This window comes from Streptomyces zhaozhouensis, assembly GCF_900230195.1.
In the GTDB taxonomy this organism is placed as follows: domain Bacteria; phylum Actinomycetota; class Actinomycetes; order Streptomycetales; family Streptomycetaceae; genus Streptomyces; species Streptomyces zhaozhouensis.
The window spans coordinates 139079-157936 of sequence record NZ_OCNE01000006.1; the positions used below are offsets into that span (position 1 = coordinate 139079).

Sequence of the window (18858 nt, forward strand, 5' to 3'; positions counted from 1 at the left end):
AACAGGCGGCCTGATGGCATGAGGGCATGAGGGTTCTGATTGCCGAAGACCACCGGGTGCTGGCCCGCACCGTCGCCAAGGGGCTGCGCCGCGCGTCGATCGCGGTCGACGTGGCGGCGACGGGGGACGAGGCCGAGCGGATGTGCCAGCTGACCGACTACGACGTGCTCGTTCTCGACCGAGATCTTCCGGTGATGACCGGGGACGAGGTGTGCCGGAGAGTGCGGCGGCTGCCGCGTCCGCCCCGCGTGATGATGCTGACGGCGGCCGGCGACCTCGCGGAGAGGGTCTACGGGCTGGAGGAGTTGGGCGCCGACGACTACCTGGCCAAGCCCTTCGACTTCCCTGAGCTGCTGGCCCGCATCCATGTGCTGCACCGCCGCGCGCCGACGCCTCCACCCTCGGTGCTGCGGTGCGGCCGGATAGAGATGGACCGCAACCGCCACGAAGTCCTCGTCGACGGCCGGCCGGTCGATCTCACGCCGAAGGAGTTCGCCGTTCTCCGCCTGCTGTTGGCGTCGGGGGGCGAGCCGGTCTCGCGCCGCGAGCTGGTGCGCACCGTCTGGGACGAGCATCTGGACCCGGAGACCAGCGCCGTGCGCGCCACGGTCAGCCGGCTGCGGACGAAGCTCGGCGGCCCCGGCACGATCACCGCCGCCACCGGCCGCGGCTACCGGCTCATGTCGTGAACGGCAACGGGGACGGGGACGGCAGCGGAGACGGGGGCCGAGAAGGGGACGAGGGCGTGAACGGGGACGGGGACAGGGACGGCAACGGCAACGGGGACGGGGGCGCGGACGGAGCGGTGCGCGGGCGCGGGGGCGGCGTGCTGAACGGGAACGGGGCGACGGCCGGGGAGGAGAACGGGCCGGCGCGCGACGGGAGTCGCGTCGCGCGGGGCGGCGGCCGCTGGTCGCGGCTGCCGTTCGTGACCCGGCTCGCGCTCGGCTTCGGCGGCCTCTTCCTGCTGTCGGGGACCGCGCTGCTGGCCTTCGTCGTCACCCTGGCGCGCCACGGGACCGCCACCCGGTCCCCCGGCATCGCCGTCGCGAAAGACGAGGACGCCGGGGACGGGCCGATGGACACGACCGGCTACCTCCCGACCGAGGAGGGCGACCCGGAGCCCTCCGGGTCGACGGAGGCGTCCGGCGCGGGCGGCCCCACCGTCCCGGGCGGGGAGGGCGAGCCGCGCGAGGTCTCGTTGCGGGTGCTCGACGCGACCATCCAGTCGGTGCAGGACACCGCCGTGCAGCAGATGCTGGTCTGGTCGGGCATCGGGCTGGGGCTGATGACCGTCCTGGTGGTTCTCACCGGCCGGTGGCTGGCCCGGCGCGCGCTGCGGCCGGTGACCGCCGTCACCGACACGGCGCTGCGGATCAGCGAGACCAGCCTGGACCGGCGCCTCGATCTGTCGGGCCCCGACGACGAGTTGCACCACCTGGCGGACGCGTTCGACTCGATGTTGGCACGGCTCCAGGCGGCCTTCGACAGTCAACGCCGCTTCGTGGCCAACGCCTCCCACGAGCTGCGCACCCCGCTGGCCGCCCAACGCGTCAGCATCGAGGTCGGCCTGGCCGATCCGCTCCCCGAGCACCTCGTGGAGACCCGCGACGACCTGCTGACCACCAACCGCGAGGCGGAGCGGCTCATCGCCTCCCTGCTGGTCCTCTCGCGCGGGGAGCGCGGCTTGGAGCACAGGGAGGAGGTGGAGCTGGCCGAGACGACCGAGGAGGCGGTCGACGGGCTGCGCCGCGTCGCCGAGGAGAAGGGGCTCACGCTGCGCACCCGGCTGAGCGACCCCGCGCGGACCACCGGGGACCCGGTGCTTCTGCGCCATCTCGTGGTCAACCTGGTGGGCAACGCGCTCCAGTACAACCGCCCGGACGGCCGCGTCGAGGTGACGCTCGACGGCGCGACCCTGACGGTCGCCAACACCGGGGCTCCCGTCCCCGCCGACCAGATAGCCGGGCTCTTCGAGCCCTTCCGCCGCCTCGGGCAGGACCGCGTCGGCACGACGGGGCACGGGCTCGGCCTGTCCATCGTCCGCTCCATAGCCAGGGCCCACGGGGCCGCGCTGCGCGCCGAGCCGGGCCCGGACGGCGGGCTCGCGATCACCGTCGACTTCGTGCGCGAGGCGACGCGAAGGGCCGTTGTCACGGCCAGATAAGGAAAGTCGCCGGAAGACCGTTGATCCGTTTACCGGGCTGAACGTGGCCCCGCGATGTGATGGAGGCACGAACACGGCGGACGGCCGAGTTCGAGAACCGAGTCAAGGAATCAGGGAGCCCGTCATGCGCAAGTTCAAGGTTGTGGGAATCATCGCCTCGTCCGTCGCCGCCATCGGCCTGACCGCCCTCGCCGCCACCTCCGCCAACGCCTCCGACGGTGGCGAGGACGCCGAGCGCGAGCGCACCACCTCCGGCCAGACCGAGTCCGGCCCGACCCAGCCCGGCGAGGGCGACATCGAACTCGGTGCGGGTGTCAGCGTGAAGAAGAACGAGGACGGCTCGATGGAGATCGTCCAGCTCACCGAGGAGGAGGCCGAGGAGATGGACGGCTGGCAGCCGGTCACCCCGCCCGCCGAGTGACCCCCGGCGGTACGCAGGGCGAGCCGGGGCCGTGTGGTCCGCGCGCGCGAGCGGACCACACGGCCCCGCCCCCCACCCCCACCGGACGACCGGCATGACCGGCACGACCGGCACGACCGGCACGGCAGACGCGGCAGACGCGATCGGTGTGATCGGTGTGATCGGTGTGACCGGTGTGACCGGTGTGACCGGTGTGACCGGTGTGACCGGACAACTGACGCGAGCGCACGACCGATCGACCGCCCGCGGGCATCCGCGCGCCGGCGCCTAAGCTGACGGGGTGCCCGCCGTGACCTCCGCACCCGCCTCCCCCGAGGGGTCACGCAGGGAGCGGGAGACCCGCAGGCTGCCGGCGTATCCGCCCGGTGCCGTGGAGGCACCGTTCGTGATCAGGTGCTACGACGAGGTCGTGGAGTGCGACACCACCTGGGACGCGCACTCCCATCGCTCGCACGAGTTGCTGTGGAACGAGCGGGGCGCCTCCACGGCCGTGGTGGGTTCGCGGGTGTGGACCATCACGCCGACGTTGGGGCTGTGGATGCCGGCCGGCACGCTCCACTCGGGGTCGGCGATAGCGGGAACCTGGTTCCGGGCCAGCTTCTTCGGCTTCGTCGGCACCACCTCGATCTCCGACGTGCCGGTGGCCGTGGAGATCACCCCGCTGCTGCGGCTGCTGCTGGAGCGGCTCGCCGAGCCCGACCTCCCACCGGCCTCGCGCTCGGTGACCGAGGCGATGGTGCTGGACGTGGTCACGCCGTCCCCGCACGCGCTGTTGACCAGGATGCCGGTCTCGCCGCTGCTGCGCCCGATCGCCGAAGCGGTCCGGGAGAACCCCGGCGACCAGCGGACCCTCGCCCGCTGGGCGTCCGAGCTCGGGGTGAGCTCCCGGACCGTGGCGCGCGCGTTCACCGCCGAGACCGGCACCAGCTTCGTGCGCTGGGTCGCCTCGGTGCGCGCCCGGCACGCCGTGGAGTTGCTCACACGCGGCTGGGAGGTCGACGCCGTCGCCCAGGCCGTCGGCTACCAGTCGGCGAGCGCCTTCGGCGCGGCCTTCCGCCGCACAACTGGCTTGACTCCAGGGGCGTTTCGATCCCGTTGAGGCCCCGGGGGCGGCCGACGGGGGCGACCACCGCGGCCGTTCGCCCGCCCGAACGCTGTCCCGTTCGCTACAGCGGCTGTCCCGAAAGGCCGATTGCGACACCCGCACCACTCTCCTAAGGTACCGGGCAAGGTAAGCCTTACCTAACCCCCTCCCTCAGTGCGGTGCACCGCTCCACGGCCGCGTCCCGCGGCCCGTTGTGTGAGGTCCTGCACCCAGACCCACGGAAGTGGAGCACGGAACGATGCGTTCACCCCGCCTCCCCCTACTCGCCGTGGCGGCGGTCCTGTTGGGGCTCACCGCCTGCGGCTCCTCCGACTCCGACGGCGACGACGCCTCGGGCTCCGACTCGGGTTCGGGCGCCGGGGGCGAGAACCCGGGCGGCGACTCCGGCGCGTTCCCCCTCACCATCGAGCACGCCCTCGGCGAGACCACCCTGGAGTCCAAGCCGGAGCGGGTGGCCACCGTCAACTGGGCCAACCACGAGGTGCCGCTGGCCCTCGGCGTCGTCCCCGTCGGCATGGCCGCCGCGAACTTCGGCGACGATGACGACGACGGCGTGCTGCCATGGGTGAGCGAGCGGCTGGAGGAGTTGGACGCCGAGACGCCCGTGCTCTTCGACGAGACCGACGGCATCGACTTCGAGGCCGTCGCCGACACCCAGCCCGACGTGATCCTCGCCGCCTACTCCGGTCTCACCGAGCAGGACTACGAGACGCTCAGCGAGATCGCCCCCGTCGTCGCCTACCCCGACGCCCCCTGGGCGACCCCGTGGCGGGAGATCGTCCGCGTCAACAGCCAGGCCATCGGCATGGCGGACGAGGGCGAGGAGATGATCACCGACATCGAGGGCCAGATCGAGGCCACCGTCGCCGACTACCCGCAGCTGGAGGGGAAGTCCGCGATGTTCATGACGCATGTCGACCCCAACGACGTGAGCCAGGTCGGCTTCTACACCACGCACGACACCAGGACCCTCTTCTTCGAGGACCTGGGCATGACCACCCCGGAGAGCATCGCCACCGCCTCCGAGGGCACCGACCAGTTCGCGCTGACCCGCAGCGCCGAGCAGATCGACCTCTTCGACGACGTCGACATCATCACCGGATACGGCGACGAGACCGGCGAGTTGCTCCAGACGCTGGAGAACGACCCGCTGCTGTCGCGCATCCCGGCCGTCGAGCGCGGCTCGGTCTTCCTGCTGCCGGGCAGCACCCCGCTGGCCACGGCCGCCAACCCCACGCCGCTGTCGATCTCCTGGGTGCTGGAGGACTACGTGGCGGCACTCGCCGAGGCAGCGGAACACGTCGAATGACGGACGCCGCCCCTACCACGGCGGCCCCCACCGCGGCGGCCCCGACCGAACGCCAGCCGGACGCCGCCCCCGCGCGGCGTCCGGCGCGCGTGCGGCTGCTGTGGCTGCTGGCCGTGGTCGCGGTGCTGGCCGCGACGGCGCTGGCCTCGTTCGCCTTCGGCTCGCGCACCGTGCCCTGGTCGGACGTGCTCGCCGCGCTCGGCGGCGCGAAGGACTCGCTGGAACAGGCGGCCGTCGCCAAACGCGTGCCCCGCACGCTGCTGGCGGTGCTCGTCGGCGCGGCGCTCGGCCTGGCCGGCGCGGTGATGCAGGGCGTGACCCGCAACCCGCTGGCCGACCCCGGCATCCTCGGCGTCAACATGGGCGCCTCGCTCGCGGTCGTCACGGGCGTCGCCTACTTCGGGCTGACGTCGCCCACCGGCTACGTCTGGGTGGCGATGGCCGGCGCCGCCGTCGCGGCCGGCTTCGTCTACACCGTCGGCTCCCTCGGGCGCGGCGGCGCCACCCCGCTGAAGCTGGCGCTGGCCGGGGCCGCCACGTCGGCCGCGTTCGCGTCGCTGGTCAGCGCCGTGATGCTGCCGCGCAACGACATCGCGGGCGGCTTCCGGCTCTGGCAGGTCGGCGGCGTGGGCGGCGCGAGCTACGAACGGCTGGGCCACATCTGGCCGTTCCTCGCCGTCGGCTTCGCGCTCTGCCTGCTGTCGGCCAGGGCGCTGAACTCGTTGGCGCTCGGCGACGAACTCGCCGCCGGCCTCGGCGAACACGTGGGCAGGGCGCGGGCGACGGCCGCCGTCGGCGCCGTGGTGCTGTGCGGAACGGCGACCGCCGCCGCGGGGCCGATCGCGTTCGTCGGGCTGGTCGTGCCGCACGCCTGCCGGCTGCTGGTCGGTGTCGACCACCGCTGGCTGCTGCCGTTCTCCGCGCTGGCCGGCGCGACGCTGCTCACGGCGGCCGACGTGGTCGGGCGCGTGATCGCCCGCCCGGCCGAGGTCGAGGTGGGCATCGTGACGGCGCTGCTCGGCGCGCCGTTCTTCCTGCACATCGTCCGCCGTCAGAAGGTGCGTGCCCTGTGAGCGCCCCCGTCACGAGCCCGCCGTCGGCCACGCTGCGCGCCGTCGTCCGGGGCAGGAGCCGGCGCGCCGCGCGGCGCCGCCTCGTCGTCCTGGTCCTGCTGGTGCTCGTGGTGGCCGGGTTCGCCGCGAGCCTGATGTACGGGCAGACGTACTACCCGCCCGGCGAGGTGCTGCGGGTGATCGGGGGCGAACAGGTGCCGGGCGCCTCGTTCACCGTCGGCCGGCTGCGGCTGCCGCGCGCGGTGTTGGCCGTCGTCGCCGGGTTCAGCTTCGGGCTGGCCGGCGTCACGTTCCAGACGATGCTGCGCAACCCGCTGGCCAGCCCCGACATCATCGGCATCAGCGCGGGCGCCAGCGCCGCCGCGGCCATCGCCATCGTGACGCTGTCGCTGAGCGGAACGGCCGTCTCGGTGCTGGCGATCGGCGCCGGCCTCGGCGTCGCGCTGCTGGTCTACGGGCTGGCGTTCAAGGACGGCGTGGTCGGCACCCGGCTGATCCTGATCGGCATCGGGATCTCGGCGATGCTCGACAGCGTCACCTCCTACGTGCTCTCCCGCGCCGCCGAGTGGGACCTCCAGGAGGCGATGCGCTGGCTGACCGGCAGCCTCAACGGCACCACCTGGGAGGAGACCGTGCCGGCCGTGGTCGCGCTGGCCGTGCTCGCGCCGGTGCTGCTGGCATGCGGCCGCGACCTGTCGGCGCTGCGGCTCGGCGACGACACGGCCGCCGCGCTCGGGGTGCGCGTCGAGCGCACCAGGATCACGCTGATCGTCGCGGCCGTCGGGCTGATCGCCTTCGCGACGGCGGCGGCCGGGCCGATCGCGTTCGTCGCGTTCCTCTCCGGGCCGATCGCGGCCCGACTGGTGGGACCCGGCAGCTCGCTGCTGGTCCCCGCCGGTCTCGTGGGGGCGCTGCTGGTGCTCTCGGCGGACTTCGTCGGGCAGTTCGCGTTCGCCCACCGCTACCCCGTCGGGGTCGTCACCGGGGTGCTCGGCGCGCCCTATCTCCTCTATCTGATCATCCGCACCCACCGGTCGGGAGGCTCGCTGTGACCTTGACCCACCGCCTCGCCGCCGAGCGTCTGACGCTCGGCTACGGCGACCGCGTCGTCATCTCCTCCCTCGACCTGGCGGTGCCGCCGGGCGAGATCACGGTGATCGTCGGCGCCAACGCCTGCGGCAAGTCGACGCTGCTGCGGTCGATGACCAGGCTGCTGGCCCCGCGCGAGGGCCGGGTCGTGCTGGACGGCAAGGCGGTGCACCGGCTGCCGGCGAAGGAACTCGCCCGCACGCTGGGCCTGCTGCCGCAGTCGCCGGTGGCGCCCGAGGGCATCACCGTCTCCGACCTGGTGGGTCGGGGGCGCCACCCGCACCAGGGCGTCTTCTCGCGCTGGAACGCGGAGGACGACGCGGCGGTCGCGGCGGCGCTGGACGCCACCCACACCGCGGAGCTCGCCGACCGCGCCGTCGACGAACTCTCCGGCGGGCAGCGGCAACGGGTCTGGATCGCGATGGCGTTGGCGCAGCAGACGGACCTGCTGCTGCTGGACGAGCCGACGACGTTTCTCGACGCGAGCCACCAGGTCGAGGTGCTCGACCTGCTGACCGACCTCAACCACGCGCGCGGCACCACGATCGTCATGGTGCTGCACGACCTCAACCTCGCGGCCCGGTACGCGGACCATCTGATCGCCGTCGCGGACGGCGCGCTGCACGCGGCGGGGGCGCCGCGCGAGGTGCTCACGGAGACGACCGTCAAGGCGGTCTTCGGTCTGGACAGCCGGGTGATCGAGGACCCGGTCTCCGGCCGCCCCCTGATGCTCCCGATCGGCCGCCACCACAGCGGCCCGCCCGGCGGCGGGCCGAAGGCCACCGGCCCGGACCCCGCGCACGGGTAGTCGGCCGACCCCGCCCCCGCCCCCGCGCGCCGCTCAAGGCCGTCACCGGCCGAACGAAAACCCCAACGCGGGACCCGGGGAACCGCGCGACCAGCGGCCCGCCGCCCCGCGGACGAGCGGCGGCCACCGTCCGGGAACCCGGGCGGGGGGAGGGCGGGCGTACCATCGGTGGCGTCCGAGAAGCGAGGGGAGGGTGGCTCACGATGGCCAGTCGGGAAGCGCAACTGGTGGAGCTGGTCGACGCGGACGGTGGGCCCACCGGCTCCGCGACGGTCGCCGACGCGCACACCGCGCCGGGGCGGCTGCACCGCGCGTTCTCGGTGCTGCTGCTGGACACCGAGGGGCGGATGCTGCTTCAGCGGCGGGCCGCCGTCAAGACGAGGTTCGCGCTGCGCTGGGCCAACGCCTGCTGCGGCCACCCCACGCCGGGCGACTCGCTGATCGAGGACGCCGCGCTGCGGCTCCGCGAGGAGATCGGCGTGCGCGACACGGCGCTGCACCGCGCCGGCGTCTACGTGTACCGGGCCGAGGACCCCGCGACCGGCCGGGTGGAGCACGAGTACGACCACGTGCTGGTCGGCCGCGTGCCGGTGGGCGCGGAGCTGCGGCCCGATCCGGAGGAGGTCGCGGAGGTCCGCTGGGTCGCGCCCGGCCTGCTGCGGGACGAACTCGCCGAGACCCCGGACCGTTTCGCGCCCTGGCTCGGCGGCGTGCTGAACGTGGCGACCGACGCCGCCCCCCGCCTCCCCGAGGCGGCCGCGCTCGCGACGGAGTGAGGCGCGACGGCCGCCGATCGGGACGACGGCGGCCGCGAGCCCCCGCTCACAGCCCGGTCAGCGGGCTGAAGCGGACCGGCAGATGCGTCAGGGCACGGTGGAAGGGCCCCGGCCGCCACAGCAGTTCCGACGGGTGGCAGGTCAGCTCCATGTCCGTGAGATGGCTGGTCAGCTGCTCGATGGCGGTGATCGCGATCAGCAGCGCCGGCTGGCGCGCCGGGCAGCCGTGCGGGCCGGCCGCCCAGGCCAGGTGCGCGTTGTCCCCGGAGCGCGGCAGGTCGTGGCCGACCGGTGGCCGCGACTGGAGGTTGGCGGCGGCATAGGAGACCAGCACCAGCTCGCCGGCGCGCAACTGGCGGCCGTGGAAGACGGTGTCGTAACGGGGGTAGTGCGCCGAGAAGTTGGCGATCGGCGGGTCCTGCCACAGCACCTCGTTGATCGCCTCGTGGGCGGTCATCGCGCCGCCGTAGAGCGAGCCCGCGTACCGCGGGTCGGTCAGCATGTGCAGCAGCGCGTTGCCGATCAGATTGGTGCTGGGCTCGTGGCCGGCGCTCATGGTGAGGGTGATCTGGCGGATCACCTCGTCGTTCTCCAGCCCCGCCGGGTGGGCGATGAACCAGGAGATCAGGTCCCGGCGCGGGCGGGCCCGGCGGTCGGCGACCAGGCGGGTCACGACGGCGACCAGGTCGGCGTAGGCGGCGGCGGCGTTGCCGGCCGAGTTCATCATCCCGGCGATGCCGTTGACCAGCCGTTCGCTGTCCTCCTCGGGGACGCCGAACCAGCTGTTGAAGACGTGCAGCGGGAGCTGCCGCGCGTACTGCGTCATCAGGTCGGCGTGGCCGGTCGCCGCGAAGTCCCTGATCAGCCGCTGCGCGGCCGTGGAGACCTGGCGTTGCAGCACGTGCGGCTCGATCAGCCCGAGGCTGTCGGTGATGGCCGCGCGGTAGCGGGCGTGGACGTCGCCGTCGCTGAAGAGCGCGGTGGGCCGGTAGGCGAGCATCGGCAGGATCGGCGAGTCCTGCGGGACGGTGGTCTGCCAGCCGCGCGGGTCCTTGGAGAACGTGTAGGTGTCGCGCAGCAGGTCGAGCGCCGCCTGGTAGTCGATGACCAGCTGGGCCCGCACGCCGGGCGCCAACTCGACCGGCGCCACGGGGCCGTGCACCCGAAGCCGCTCGTAGTGGCCTGCCGGGTCGGCCGCGAAGTCCGGGCCGTAGAGGGCGAGCGGGGTCGAGGTGGTCATGGCCGGTCCTCGGGTAGTCGGGTCAGTACGTGCTCGGCCAGGGCGATCAACGGCTCCACGCTGCTGCGGCGTTCGCGCGCGTCGCACTGCACCAGCGGGGTACTCGGGTGCAGGTCGAGGTGTTTGCGGAGCACCTCGTCACCGTAGGTGGGCGCGTCGGGGAAGCGGTTGACGGCGACCGCGTAGGGCAGCCCCTGCTCCTCGACCATGTCCATGACGGGGAACGAGTCGCCCAGCCGCCGCGTGTCGGCCAGCACCAACGCGCCCAGCGCCCCGCGCGCGATGTCCTCCCAGAGCGGGAAGAACCGCTCCTGTCCCGGCGTGCCGAAGAGGTAGAGCACCAGCTCGCCGGGGACGGTGAGCCGGCCGAAGTCGACGGCGACGGTGGTCGTCGTCTTGTCCGGCACGCCGGCGAGGTCGTCGTGCCCGGCGCTGGTCTCGGTCATCGCCTCCTCGGTGTGCAGGGGAGGGATCTCGGAGAGGGTCCGGATCAAGGTGGTCTTGCCCACTCCGAACGGGCCGGTGACCACCAGCTTCATCAGGGTCTGTCCGCCGGCTGGCAGGTATCCGACCAGGTCAACGGAGGGTGCGGAGTCCAACGAGAAGCCTCTCCACGAGCGAACGGTCTATCTCTTGCGCCCGGGGCACCGGTCCCCGCGCGTGCAGGTGGCCGCTTTCGATCAGATCGGCCGCGACGACCACGGTGGCGCTGACCGGCAGCCCCAGATGGGCGGCGCACTCGACCAGGCTGAGGGAACCGGGAGCTAACAGGGCGCACAGCCGGTGGTGTTCGGGCCCGATCCCCGCGGTGGCCTCGGGTGTCTCGGTGAGCTTCGCGTCGGCCAGGGTCAGCACGGAGAGCCGGTCCAGGTCCGCGCGCGAGGTCAGCTGCCGCCCGCCGGTGACCAGATAGGCGGGGACGAGTCGGCGTCGGGGCGCACGGCTCATGGCCTGGTGGTGGCATCCGGCTGGCGGGCTGGGGTGGACATGGCCCTGGCCAGCGCGGCGACCTGCACCTGCATCTGGTAGGCGATGTTGCCCAGTTGGGCATCGGGTTCGGCGAAGAGCGCGAGCGAGGTGTTCTTCCCGGCGGGCACGACGATGGCGAAGCCCTGCTCGGACTCGACGACGGTCTGCTGGAGCCCGGGGGCCTCCCGTTCGGTGAACGCGGTGGTGAAGGCGCGGGCCGCGGCGTGCAGGGTCGCCGTCATCGCGGCCACCCGTTCCGCCGACGCCCTGCCGAGCCCGGGGGAGCTGCCCTCGACCAGTCCGTCGCCGGTCGCGATCACCGCGTGGCGGACGCCCGGCAGTTCCAGCAGCGGCGTCAGGACCCAGGCGAGGCCGTCCGCCGAACGGGCTTGGGGGGTGTTCACGTGCCCTCGTCTCCTTCGTGGTCTCGTCCGCCCGCGGCGCGCGGCGCCGGCAGGCCGCCGACGGCGTTCCGTCCGCTGACGGTGCCCTGTTGGAGGGCGCTCCAGCGGGCGTCGGCCTCCTCGGGGGTGCGGGCGGGGGTCCGCGCGTCGGCCGGGGCCGCCGCGTCCTGGTGGCGGGGAGCGCGGCGGCGGCGGGTCGGCAGGCGTGCCGTGTCGGGGTCGGGTTCCGGTACGTCGACCGGCCGTCGCGGCGTCGGCTCCCCCGTCCCCGGGACAGGGACGCCGTGGCCCTCGCGCCCCGTCGGGGTGGGGCGCGACTGGACCGGCTCGGGGGCCAGCACCGACAGGTCGTGCTCGTCCTCCACCACGGTGAGCATCTCGGCCGGCACCCTCAGCATGGCACGGACGCCGCCGTAGGGGGAGGGCTCCACGTGGCAGGTGAATCCGTACTGGCGCGCCAGCCGCCCGACGACGGCGAACCCGGCCTGCGGCGGGTTGCCCAGCTCGGTGAGCAGCAACCCCTCGGGCCCCACCAACAGCCGGCGGGCGCGGGTGAGGGCGTCCTCCTCCATGCCGATGCCGGCGTCGTCGATGACGAGGAACACCCCGCGCCCGCCGCCGTGTTGCAGCGTGAGGGGCACCTCGGTCTCGGGGTGCGAGTAGGCGGTGGCGTTGGCCAGCAGCTCGGCGAGCGCGATGGCCAGCGGCTCGGCGGCGCGGGCGACGACGCCGAGCCGCTGCTCGCGCAGGTGGTTGGTGACCTTGATGCGCTGGTAACCGGGCACCCGGGACTGCGCGCCGCGCACCACCTCGGCCAGCGGAGAGTCGGTGCGCGCCAGGCCGGGCCACGCCTCGCAGAGCACGGCGGTGGCCTGGATGCGGCGCAGCGCCAGCTCGTTGCGGAAGTCCAGCTCCAGCAGGCGCAGGTCGTCGTTCTCGTGCTGGAGTTCGTGGAGCAGGCTCTGGATCTGGTAGAGCAGCGACTGCACCTTGGCGGTGGCGCCGCGCATGGAGGCCCTGGCGGCGGCGTCCACCCGTTCGCGCTCCTCGCCGAGCGCGGCGAGGACGGCGTCCAGCGCCTCGTTCAACGCGGCGACGGCCTCCGGGCCGATCTCGCCGGCCGAGGGCGGCGGCGGCACGGGGGCGTGGGGGTGGGTCAGCGCCATCGCGGCGGCCGGGACGCGCTCTCTGGCCAGCCGGCGCAGCTCACCGGTGACCGCGTCGAGGCGGCGCACCGTGCCCATCTCCCTGGCCTCGACCGCGCGGGCCAGCGCCTCGGCGGCGCGCAGCCGTGCGAGGTCGCGGTTGCGCTGCCAGAGAGCTCCGGCGAGCACCACCAGCGCGGTCGTCAGCGCCGCGAGCACCGCGCCCGTCATGGCTCCTCCGTCTCACATGGTCGCCCCTGGTCAACCACGGGCCGCTCAGTCATCGGCCTTCAACTGGTGGGCCAGGGTGGCGACTTGGTTCATCACTTCCACGATGTCGGGCCGCTGGGTGCCGTCCAGGTGACGGTACTCGGTACCGATGGTCACCACCAGTCGCTCAGGCAACTCCAATTCGCGCCCCAGCCCCTCGGCGATCAACCGGTGCGCGGCCTCCTGCGCGGGAACGCCCGCGGCGTGCGCGGTGTGGGCCGCCTCCCGCACGCGTTCCAGATAGGCGATGTGCGCCCGCACGCCGGCGCGGTCGAGGACCGGGCCGTGGCCGGGGACGAAGATCTCCGCGCCGGTCTCCAACACCTGTTCGCAGGCGGAGACGACATTGCCCAGCGGACCGGCCCAGTGCACCGGGTGGTCGCCCGGCTGCTCGGGGGTGGAGGCGAAGACCACGTCGCCGGTGAAGACGGTGCGCTGCGCCGGCAGGTGGACGATGAGGTCACCCGCGGTGTGCGCGGGCGGCAGGGCGCTGATCTGCACGGGGTAGTCGCCGACGGACAGCTCCAGCTCGCCGGTGAAGTAGGTGTGCGGCTGGACGGGTTCGGTGGTGGCCCAGTCGAACACGCCGAAGTGGCGCCGCAGATAGCCGCCCAGCGGGGAGTCCGGGTCGGTGCCGAAGACCATGGCGTGCAGTTGCTGGGGCGGCGGCTCGAAGCACATCTGGTCACGGGCGCCCCGGGTGACGATGATCTCGGCCTCGGGAACGACGCCCGCGCCCCAGTAGTGGTCGCCGTTGCCATGGGTGACCACCACCCGGTCGATGGACACGCCCTCGGGCAGCAGCGCGCGGCTGCGGTCGAGGAACGCGCCGGCCAGCACGGGGTCGTAGGGGGTGTCGATCCACAGGGCGGTGCGGGGCGAGACCAGCAGCCCGCAGTTGGCGAGCCCCCAGCCGCGGCGGGGCGGCAGCCACGCGTGGAGGTCCTTGCTTATCTCGGACACGGTCCAGTCCCTGATCGTCATGCGCGCGATTATGCCGTCACCCGGTCACGAGGGAAGAGCCGCGTGGTGACGGGCCGTCGCGGGCACCGACGGCGGGCGGGGGTCCGGAAGGTTTTCGATAATTCTCGGGTGAGTGTGTGCGAAACCGCGACACCCGGAGGCGAGTTGAGCCGTCGAACGGTTCGATTGACGCGCGTTGCACCGCGCTGAACTGGAGAGATCACCGAGGACGCGGGACGCTTCCACGCTTCACCCTTCCGGGAATTTTGCGGAAAGCGTTGACAGCCGGTCGGCGCCGGAGCATTGTCATGGCACTGGCGACGAGACCAACTCGCCGCCGACGACGGCCACTTGAACGTGCGCCCGCCCCACCTCACCGGTCACGTGCGAGACGACGGACCGGCCCACCCACCGCGCGCCGTTCCCGGTCACCGCACGCCCGCGTGCCGATGACCCGAGCCCCCTGGCCGCCGGAGCCGCAACGTTCCACGAGGAGGACGAGCATGGACCAGGAGAACGCCCCCAGCAGCCCCCGGCTCAGCCGCAGGACGCTCATCGGCGGCGCCGGCGCCCTCGCGCTGGCCTCCGCCTCGGTGCTGACGCTGCCCAGCACCGCGCAGGCGCAGACGATCACGGAGAACCAGGAGGGCACCCACAACGGCTACTACTTCTCGTTCTGGACCGACGCCCCGGGCACCGTCTCCATGACCATGGGCAACGGCGGCCAGTACAGCACCCAGTGGGGCAACACCGGCAACTTCGTCTGCGGCAAGGGCTGGAGCAACGGCGGCCGCCGCACCGTGAACTACTCCGGCAGCTTCAACCCGTCCGGCAACGGCTATCTGTGCCTCTACGGCTGGACGTCCAACCCGCTGGTCGAGTACTACATCGTGGAGAGCTGGGGCAACTACCGGCCCACCGGCGAGTACCGGGGCACGGTCAACGCCGACGGCGGGAACTACGACATCTACCACACCATGCGGTACAACGCGCCCTCGGTGGAGGGCACCCAGACCTTCCCGCAGTACTGGAGCACCCGGCAGTCCAAGCGCGTCGGCGGCTCCATCAACACCGGCGCGCACTTCGACGCCTGGGCCCAGGCCGGGATGAACCTCGGGGACTTCCGGTACTACATGATCATGGCGACCGAGGGCTACCAGAGCAGCGGTAACTCGAACATCTCCGTGAGCTGAGCCCGGGGCGGGGCCGGACGTCCGGTCGGGAGAGGGCCGGGCGTCCGGCCCCGGGGCTGGGGCCGGCGGGGGCTGTGGCGCGGCGATCGGGGATCGTCGCCGCGCCACGGCCGGTCGGACGCGGACGGGCGGGACGCGGACGGCCGCGAACGGGCGCGATCAGGCGGACGCGGTCGGGCGGGCGCGGACGGTCGGACGCGGTCGGACGCGGACGGGCGCGGACGGGCGGGCGGGATCAGACAGCGGTCAGGCGGGCGGCGACTCCGGCGCGGCGGCGCCCGGCGCAGTGACCGTGTCCGGCGCGGTGCCCCTGTCCGCTGCGGTGGTGGCGGGGTGCGGCGCGGTGACCGTGTCCGGTGCGGTGGCGCGGGCGAAACGGGTGGCCCAGGCGGCGACGGCCGCGTGCAGTGCGGGCGGGCGGACGACCCGGAACTCGGCCCCGGTCGAACCGAGGCACATCACCGCCCACTCCAGCGAGTCGACGGTCATTCGCACCAGGGAACGTTCCGCCTCGACCGCCTCCACCGTGCTCCACCGGCCGATGCGCCGGCGCACCGCGTCCGCCGGCGCCTCGACGAGGGCCTCCGCCTCGTGCGGGCGCGGGAGGCCGCTCAGCCGCGCCCGCACGAACGCGGCGGCGTCCGCCGCCGGCAGTTCGCGCGGCGCGAAGCGACCGCCAGTGCCCCGGGGTTCGGTCATGCGGTCCAGACGGAAGACCCGCCAGTCGTGGCGGTCCAGGTCGTGGGCGACCAGGTACCAGCGGCGCCCGACGCAGACCAGCCGATGCGGCTCCACATGGCGTGCGCCGCGCCGGTTGTCGGCGGTGGCGTAGGCGAAGGCGAGCCGTTCGCCGTCCCGGCAGGCCAGCGCGAGCACCGTCAACGCGGCCGGATCGACGCCGGCGCCCGCGCCGCTCCACTCCACGGCGTCCGTCATGGCGCCCAGCGCCTCCACCCGGCGCCGCAGCCGGTTGGGCATCACCTGCACCACCTTGGCCAGTACCCGCACCGAGGACTCGGCGATGCCCTCCACCGCGCCCTGAGCGGCGGTGTGCAGGCCGACGGCGAGCGCCACCGCCTCCTCGTCGTCGATCACCAACGGCGGCAACGCCGCACCGGCCGCCAGTTGGTACCCCCCGTCCACCCCGCGCCTGGCCTCGACGGGGTACCCCAACTCCCGCAACCGGTCGACGTCACGGCGCAGCGTGCGCGGCGAGACCCCGAGGCGTTCGGCCAACTCGCCGCCCGACCAGTGGCGATGGCTCTGGAGCAGGGACAGCAGCCGCAGGGTGCGCGAGCTGGTGTCGGCCATGGCGCCGTCGCCTCCACTGAGGTCGCGCGGGGCATCGCACGTGCACCCGCGTATTGCGGACAGAAAGTGGCCGCTGTCGTCTCTACCGTGATCTCAGAACGACGAAAGCGCAAGCACAGCAACGGTGGAGACTGACATGAGCGTTCAGGAACTGACCCCGGCGGAAACGACCGCCGACGCGGCCGCCGCCCGGGAGAACCGCACCGAACGGGCCGACCTGCGGGCGATGCTGGCCGACCAGCGGCACTTCCTCCGTTTCACCACCCGCGACCTCACCGACGAGCAGGCCGGGCGGCGCACCACCGCGAGCGAACTCTGCCTCGGCGGCCTGATCAAGCACGTCACGTCGATGGAACGCGGCTGGGCGCGGTTCATTCTGGAGGGGCCCTCGGCGCTGGGCGACTTCTCCGCGATGACCGAGGAGGACTTCGCGGAGCGGGCCGCCGAGTTCCGGATGCTGCCCGGGGAGACGCTGGAGGGGGTGCTGGCGGAGTACGCGCGGGTGGCGGAGCGGACCGACGAGATCGTCGACACCCTCCCCGACCTGGACCTGTCGCACCCGCTGCCGAAGGCGCCGTGGTTCGAGCCGGAAGCGAGCTGGTCGGCGCGCCGGGTCCTGCTCCACATGATCGCGGAGACCGCCCAGCACGCCGGCCACGCCGACATCATCCGGGAGTCGCTGGACGGCGCGAAGAGCATGGGCTGACGGGCTGATCCGAACGCCCCTCCGGCCGGCCCACCCTCCCGACCTTCCCCAGCAGCCCAACGACCCAACGCCTCAACGCCTCAACGGACGATGGTCTGTATCTCCTGCACCTCGACGTCTTGCTCGGTGCCGTAGGTGCCGTCGGGGAGGTCGCCACCCGTCCCGCCGGACCCCTCCCAGGCGACGCTCCAGGTCAGGCCTGCGGCGAGCGAGAACGGGCCGGTGCCATGGGTCGCGCGGAGATAGGTGATGCCGCAGGGCGGCGCCTGGTCGGTCTCACCGCCGGGGTGGGGCCGGCCGATGGCGCCGCCGTCGCCCGTCGGGCAGATACCCGAGGCCGGGTGGAGGGTGGCGTCACCGGTGCCGGCGTCGAGGCTCAACGCGGTCGGCTCGGCGTGAGTGGTCGCCCAGATGTCGTACCCCTCGACCTGGGCCGTGACCTCGACGGGCTGGAAGTCGGTCGGGTCGAGCCAGATCCAGGTGGCGAGGTTGACCGTCTGGGTGCCGTCCGGGTTCCACTCGATCTCGGTGGGGGGCACCCGGGTCTGCGCGTAGGCCAGCTCGGCGAGCATCTCGGGGGTGGGCACCCCGGGGATGTCGGGCGGCGCGTCGCCGAAGTCGACCCAGAACGTGGGCTCGTTACACGCCAGCTTGCCCTCGTGGTCGTCGGAGGCCGTGTTGATCACGCCGGTCCACCACATGCCCTCGCCCTCACGGTCGAGGTTGTGGTCGTTGTACTCGCTGTCCTCCCCGTAGGCCTCCTCGTGCATCCGGACGGCTTCGCCCTTGCCGGAGTGGAGGGGGGTGCCGTTCACATACTCCTGGAAGTGCTCCTTGAACTCGGTGGGGGTGTAGGTCGGGGCGTAGTAGCAGGGCGGCGGCGTCCAGGAGGTGTCGACGCTGCTGATCGTCCCGCCGTTCGTCCCGCCGCCGCTGGTGGTGATGATGATGCCGGCGCCTGCCGCCAACTCGCCGTCGTCGCCGCCCTCGCCGAACGTGTTCTCCGTGTGGTCGTTGAACCGTCCCCGGTTCTCCTCCTCGGCCGCCGCCCGCGGCGCGGGAAGCAGGGGTATGGCGAGCAGCAGCCCGCCGCCGAGCAGCGAGGCGACGAACCGTCGGGCGTAGGGGCGTCGGGGGCCACTGGTGCTCAGCATCTGTCCGTCTCCGGATCCGCCACGGCCTCGGTGGTCTGCCACACCCCGGCCTCGTTCCGATCAAGTTGCGTCTCGTAGTGCACCTTCACGGTCACTGCCGAATCGGGGTCGGCCTCGCCGGTGCTGCGGGTGGTGGTCAACGAATCGCTGGCGTCGATGCAGTAACTCACGGAGGCGCGGCCGGCCTCCTCGTCCACGGTCACCTGGCGCTCGTAGTAGCGGGTGGTGCCGGAGAAGCTCTCGTCGTTCGCCACCAGGGACTCCGCCCACTCCACGGCCGAGGTCAACGCGTCACCCGCGGAGTAGAAGTCGAGCGCGGGCCGCTCCAGGTCGCCACTGGTGATCGCCTCGTCGATCGAGTTCACCCGGCGCTCGTGGTCGGCCAACACCGCCAGCTCCACCGGATCTTCGGTGTCGACCTCCTCGAAGACGTTCACCACGTCCTCGGGCAACGTGATGTCGGGCCGCTCGATCCCGTCGTCCCGCACGGCCGGTGACTCCCCGGCGTCGTCCTCGTCGACCGCCGGGCTCTCGCCGCCCTCGTCGACTCCTCGAATCTCCTCGCTGCTGTCCTCCCCGTCTCCGCCGCACGCGGTGAGCAGCAACGACGCGGCCGCCACACCGGCGACAAGGGTGGTCCTGGTTCGGCTGGTCACGCTGGCTCCGAAGGTGTGGCTGTGGGCGGTCCTCTACAGCTTACGGAGCGGACCTCCCGGACGGACCGGGTCGGAAGCCGCGAGATGCGCGGACGCCCC

At 73.1% G+C, this 18858-nt stretch carries 21 protein-coding genes; 12 read left to right on the top strand and 9 right to left on the bottom strand.

Annotation, left to right across the window (positions count from 1 at the left end):
* Positions 1 to 26: 26 nt before the first annotated feature.
* From CRP51_RS11600 to idi, 10 genes are all read left to right on the top strand, one after another.
* Positions 27 to 689 carry a response regulator transcription factor gene (locus tag CRP51_RS11600; protein ID WP_097231015.1) on the top strand — a complete coding sequence of 221 codons (663 nt, stop codon included), beginning with the start codon at positions 27 to 29 and terminating at the stop codon, positions 687 to 689.
* 56 nt (positions 690 to 745) lie between these two features.
* Entirely contained in the window at positions 746 to 2167 is a 1422-nt protein-coding gene (locus CRP51_RS11605; protein WP_245880529.1) for a sensor histidine kinase, read from the top strand.
* 124 nt (positions 2168 to 2291) lie between these two features.
* Complete coding sequence (locus CRP51_RS11610) at positions 2292 to 2588, top strand: hypothetical protein (protein ID WP_097231016.1); 297 nt, start codon at positions 2292 to 2294, stop codon at positions 2586 to 2588.
* A 94-nt stretch (positions 2589 to 2682) separates the two neighbouring features.
* Positions 2683 to 2859 (top strand): hypothetical protein, encoded by a 177-nt coding sequence (locus tag CRP51_RS29960; RefSeq protein WP_281259646.1) that lies wholly within the window; start codon positions 2683 to 2685, stop codon positions 2857 to 2859.
* An 18-nt stretch (positions 2860 to 2877) separates the two neighbouring features.
* Positions 2878 to 3687, top strand: a complete 810-nt coding sequence (locus tag CRP51_RS11615; RefSeq protein WP_097231017.1) for a helix-turn-helix domain-containing protein — start codon at positions 2878 to 2880, stop codon at positions 3685 to 3687.
* Between the two features lie 244 nt (positions 3688 to 3931).
* The gene (locus CRP51_RS11620) at positions 3932 to 5002 is read left to right on the top strand and encodes an iron-siderophore ABC transporter substrate-binding protein (RefSeq protein WP_097231018.1); all 1071 of its coding nucleotides are present in this window, start codon (positions 3932 to 3934) and stop codon (positions 5000 to 5002) included.
* A complete protein-coding gene (locus CRP51_RS11625; RefSeq protein WP_097231019.1) occupies positions 4999 to 6075 on the top strand; it encodes a FecCD family ABC transporter permease in 1077 nt (358 codons plus the stop codon). Before CRP51_RS11620 ends, CRP51_RS11625 begins: the two co-directional genes overlap by 4 nt.
* Complete coding sequence (locus CRP51_RS11630; protein WP_097231020.1) at positions 6072 to 7127, top strand: FecCD family ABC transporter permease; 1056 nt, start codon at positions 6072 to 6074, stop codon at positions 7125 to 7127. The genes CRP51_RS11625 and CRP51_RS11630 overlap by 4 nt, the downstream gene beginning before the upstream one ends.
* Entirely contained in the window at positions 7124 to 7972 is an 849-nt protein-coding gene (locus CRP51_RS11635; RefSeq protein WP_097231021.1) for an ABC transporter ATP-binding protein, read from the top strand. The genes CRP51_RS11630 and CRP51_RS11635 overlap by 4 nt, the downstream gene beginning before the upstream one ends.
* A 203-nt stretch (positions 7973 to 8175) precedes the next feature.
* The gene (gene idi, locus CRP51_RS11640; RefSeq protein ID WP_097231022.1) at positions 8176 to 8748 is read left to right on the top strand and encodes an isopentenyl-diphosphate Delta-isomerase; all 573 of its coding nucleotides are present in this window, start codon (positions 8176 to 8178) and stop codon (positions 8746 to 8748) included.
* Between the two features lie 46 nt (positions 8749 to 8794).
* On the opposite strand, the gene CRP51_RS11645 is transcribed toward idi, so the two are convergent.
* Genes CRP51_RS11645 through CRP51_RS11670 form a run of 6 tightly spaced genes read right to left on the bottom strand, consistent with a single transcriptional unit; the run spans position 8795 to position 13760 of the window.
* Positions 8795 to 9988, bottom strand: coding sequence for a cytochrome P450 family protein (locus CRP51_RS11645; RefSeq protein WP_097231023.1), 1194 nt, complete (start codon positions 9986 to 9988; stop codon positions 8795 to 8797).
* Positions 9985 to 10587: a GTP-binding protein gene (locus CRP51_RS11650; protein WP_097231024.1), complete on the bottom strand. Its 603-nt coding sequence runs from the start codon at positions 10585 to 10587 to the stop codon at positions 9985 to 9987. The genes CRP51_RS11645 and CRP51_RS11650 overlap by 4 nt, the downstream gene beginning before the upstream one ends.
* A complete protein-coding gene (locus CRP51_RS11655) occupies positions 10565 to 10936 on the bottom strand; it encodes a DUF742 domain-containing protein (protein WP_097231025.1) in 372 nt (123 codons plus the stop codon). The genes CRP51_RS11650 and CRP51_RS11655 overlap by 23 nt, the downstream gene beginning before the upstream one ends.
* The gene (locus CRP51_RS11660; RefSeq protein WP_097231026.1) at positions 10933 to 11361 is read right to left on the bottom strand and encodes a roadblock/LC7 domain-containing protein; all 429 of its coding nucleotides are present in this window, start codon (positions 11359 to 11361) and stop codon (positions 10933 to 10935) included. Before CRP51_RS11660 ends, CRP51_RS11655 begins: the two co-directional genes overlap by 4 nt.
* Positions 11358 to 12737, bottom strand: coding sequence for an ATP-binding protein (locus CRP51_RS11665; RefSeq protein WP_097231027.1), 1380 nt, complete (start codon positions 12735 to 12737; stop codon positions 11358 to 11360). The genes CRP51_RS11660 and CRP51_RS11665 overlap by 4 nt, the downstream gene beginning before the upstream one ends.
* Before the next feature lie 45 nt (positions 12738 to 12782).
* Positions 12783 to 13760, bottom strand: a complete 978-nt coding sequence (locus CRP51_RS11670) for an MBL fold metallo-hydrolase (protein WP_097231028.1) — start codon at positions 13758 to 13760, stop codon at positions 12783 to 12785.
* Positions 13761 to 14242: 482 nt separating this feature from the next.
* Between CRP51_RS11670 and xynA the strand changes: the two genes are divergently transcribed.
* Positions 14243 to 14932 carry an endo-1,4-beta-xylanase XynA gene (xynA, locus tag CRP51_RS11675; RefSeq protein ID WP_097231029.1) on the top strand — a complete coding sequence of 230 codons (690 nt, stop codon included), beginning with the start codon at positions 14243 to 14245 and terminating at the stop codon, positions 14930 to 14932.
* Positions 14933 to 15178: 246 nt separating this feature from the next.
* Here xynA and CRP51_RS11680 read toward each other — a convergent pair whose 3' ends face one another.
* Positions 15179 to 16243: a helix-turn-helix transcriptional regulator gene (locus CRP51_RS11680; RefSeq protein WP_097231030.1), complete on the bottom strand. Its 1065-nt coding sequence runs from the start codon at positions 16241 to 16243 to the stop codon at positions 15179 to 15181.
* Positions 16244 to 16379: 136 nt separating this feature from the next.
* Between CRP51_RS11680 and CRP51_RS11685 the strand changes: the two genes are divergently transcribed.
* Complete coding sequence (locus CRP51_RS11685) at positions 16380 to 16949, top strand: DinB family protein (RefSeq protein ID WP_097231031.1); 570 nt, start codon at positions 16380 to 16382, stop codon at positions 16947 to 16949.
* An 80-nt stretch (positions 16950 to 17029) separates the two neighbouring features.
* Here the strand turns inward: CRP51_RS11685 and CRP51_RS11690 are convergent, their stop codons facing one another.
* Both CRP51_RS11690 and CRP51_RS28805 read right to left on the bottom strand, forming a co-directional pair.
* Positions 17030 to 18103: a hypothetical protein gene (locus CRP51_RS11690; RefSeq protein ID WP_097231032.1), complete on the bottom strand. Its 1074-nt coding sequence runs from the start codon at positions 18101 to 18103 to the stop codon at positions 17030 to 17032.
* A complete protein-coding gene (locus tag CRP51_RS28805) occupies positions 18097 to 18759 on the bottom strand; it encodes a hypothetical protein (protein WP_097231033.1) in 663 nt (220 codons plus the stop codon). Before CRP51_RS28805 ends, CRP51_RS11690 begins: the two co-directional genes overlap by 7 nt.
* Positions 18760 to 18858: the final 99 nt, after the last annotated feature.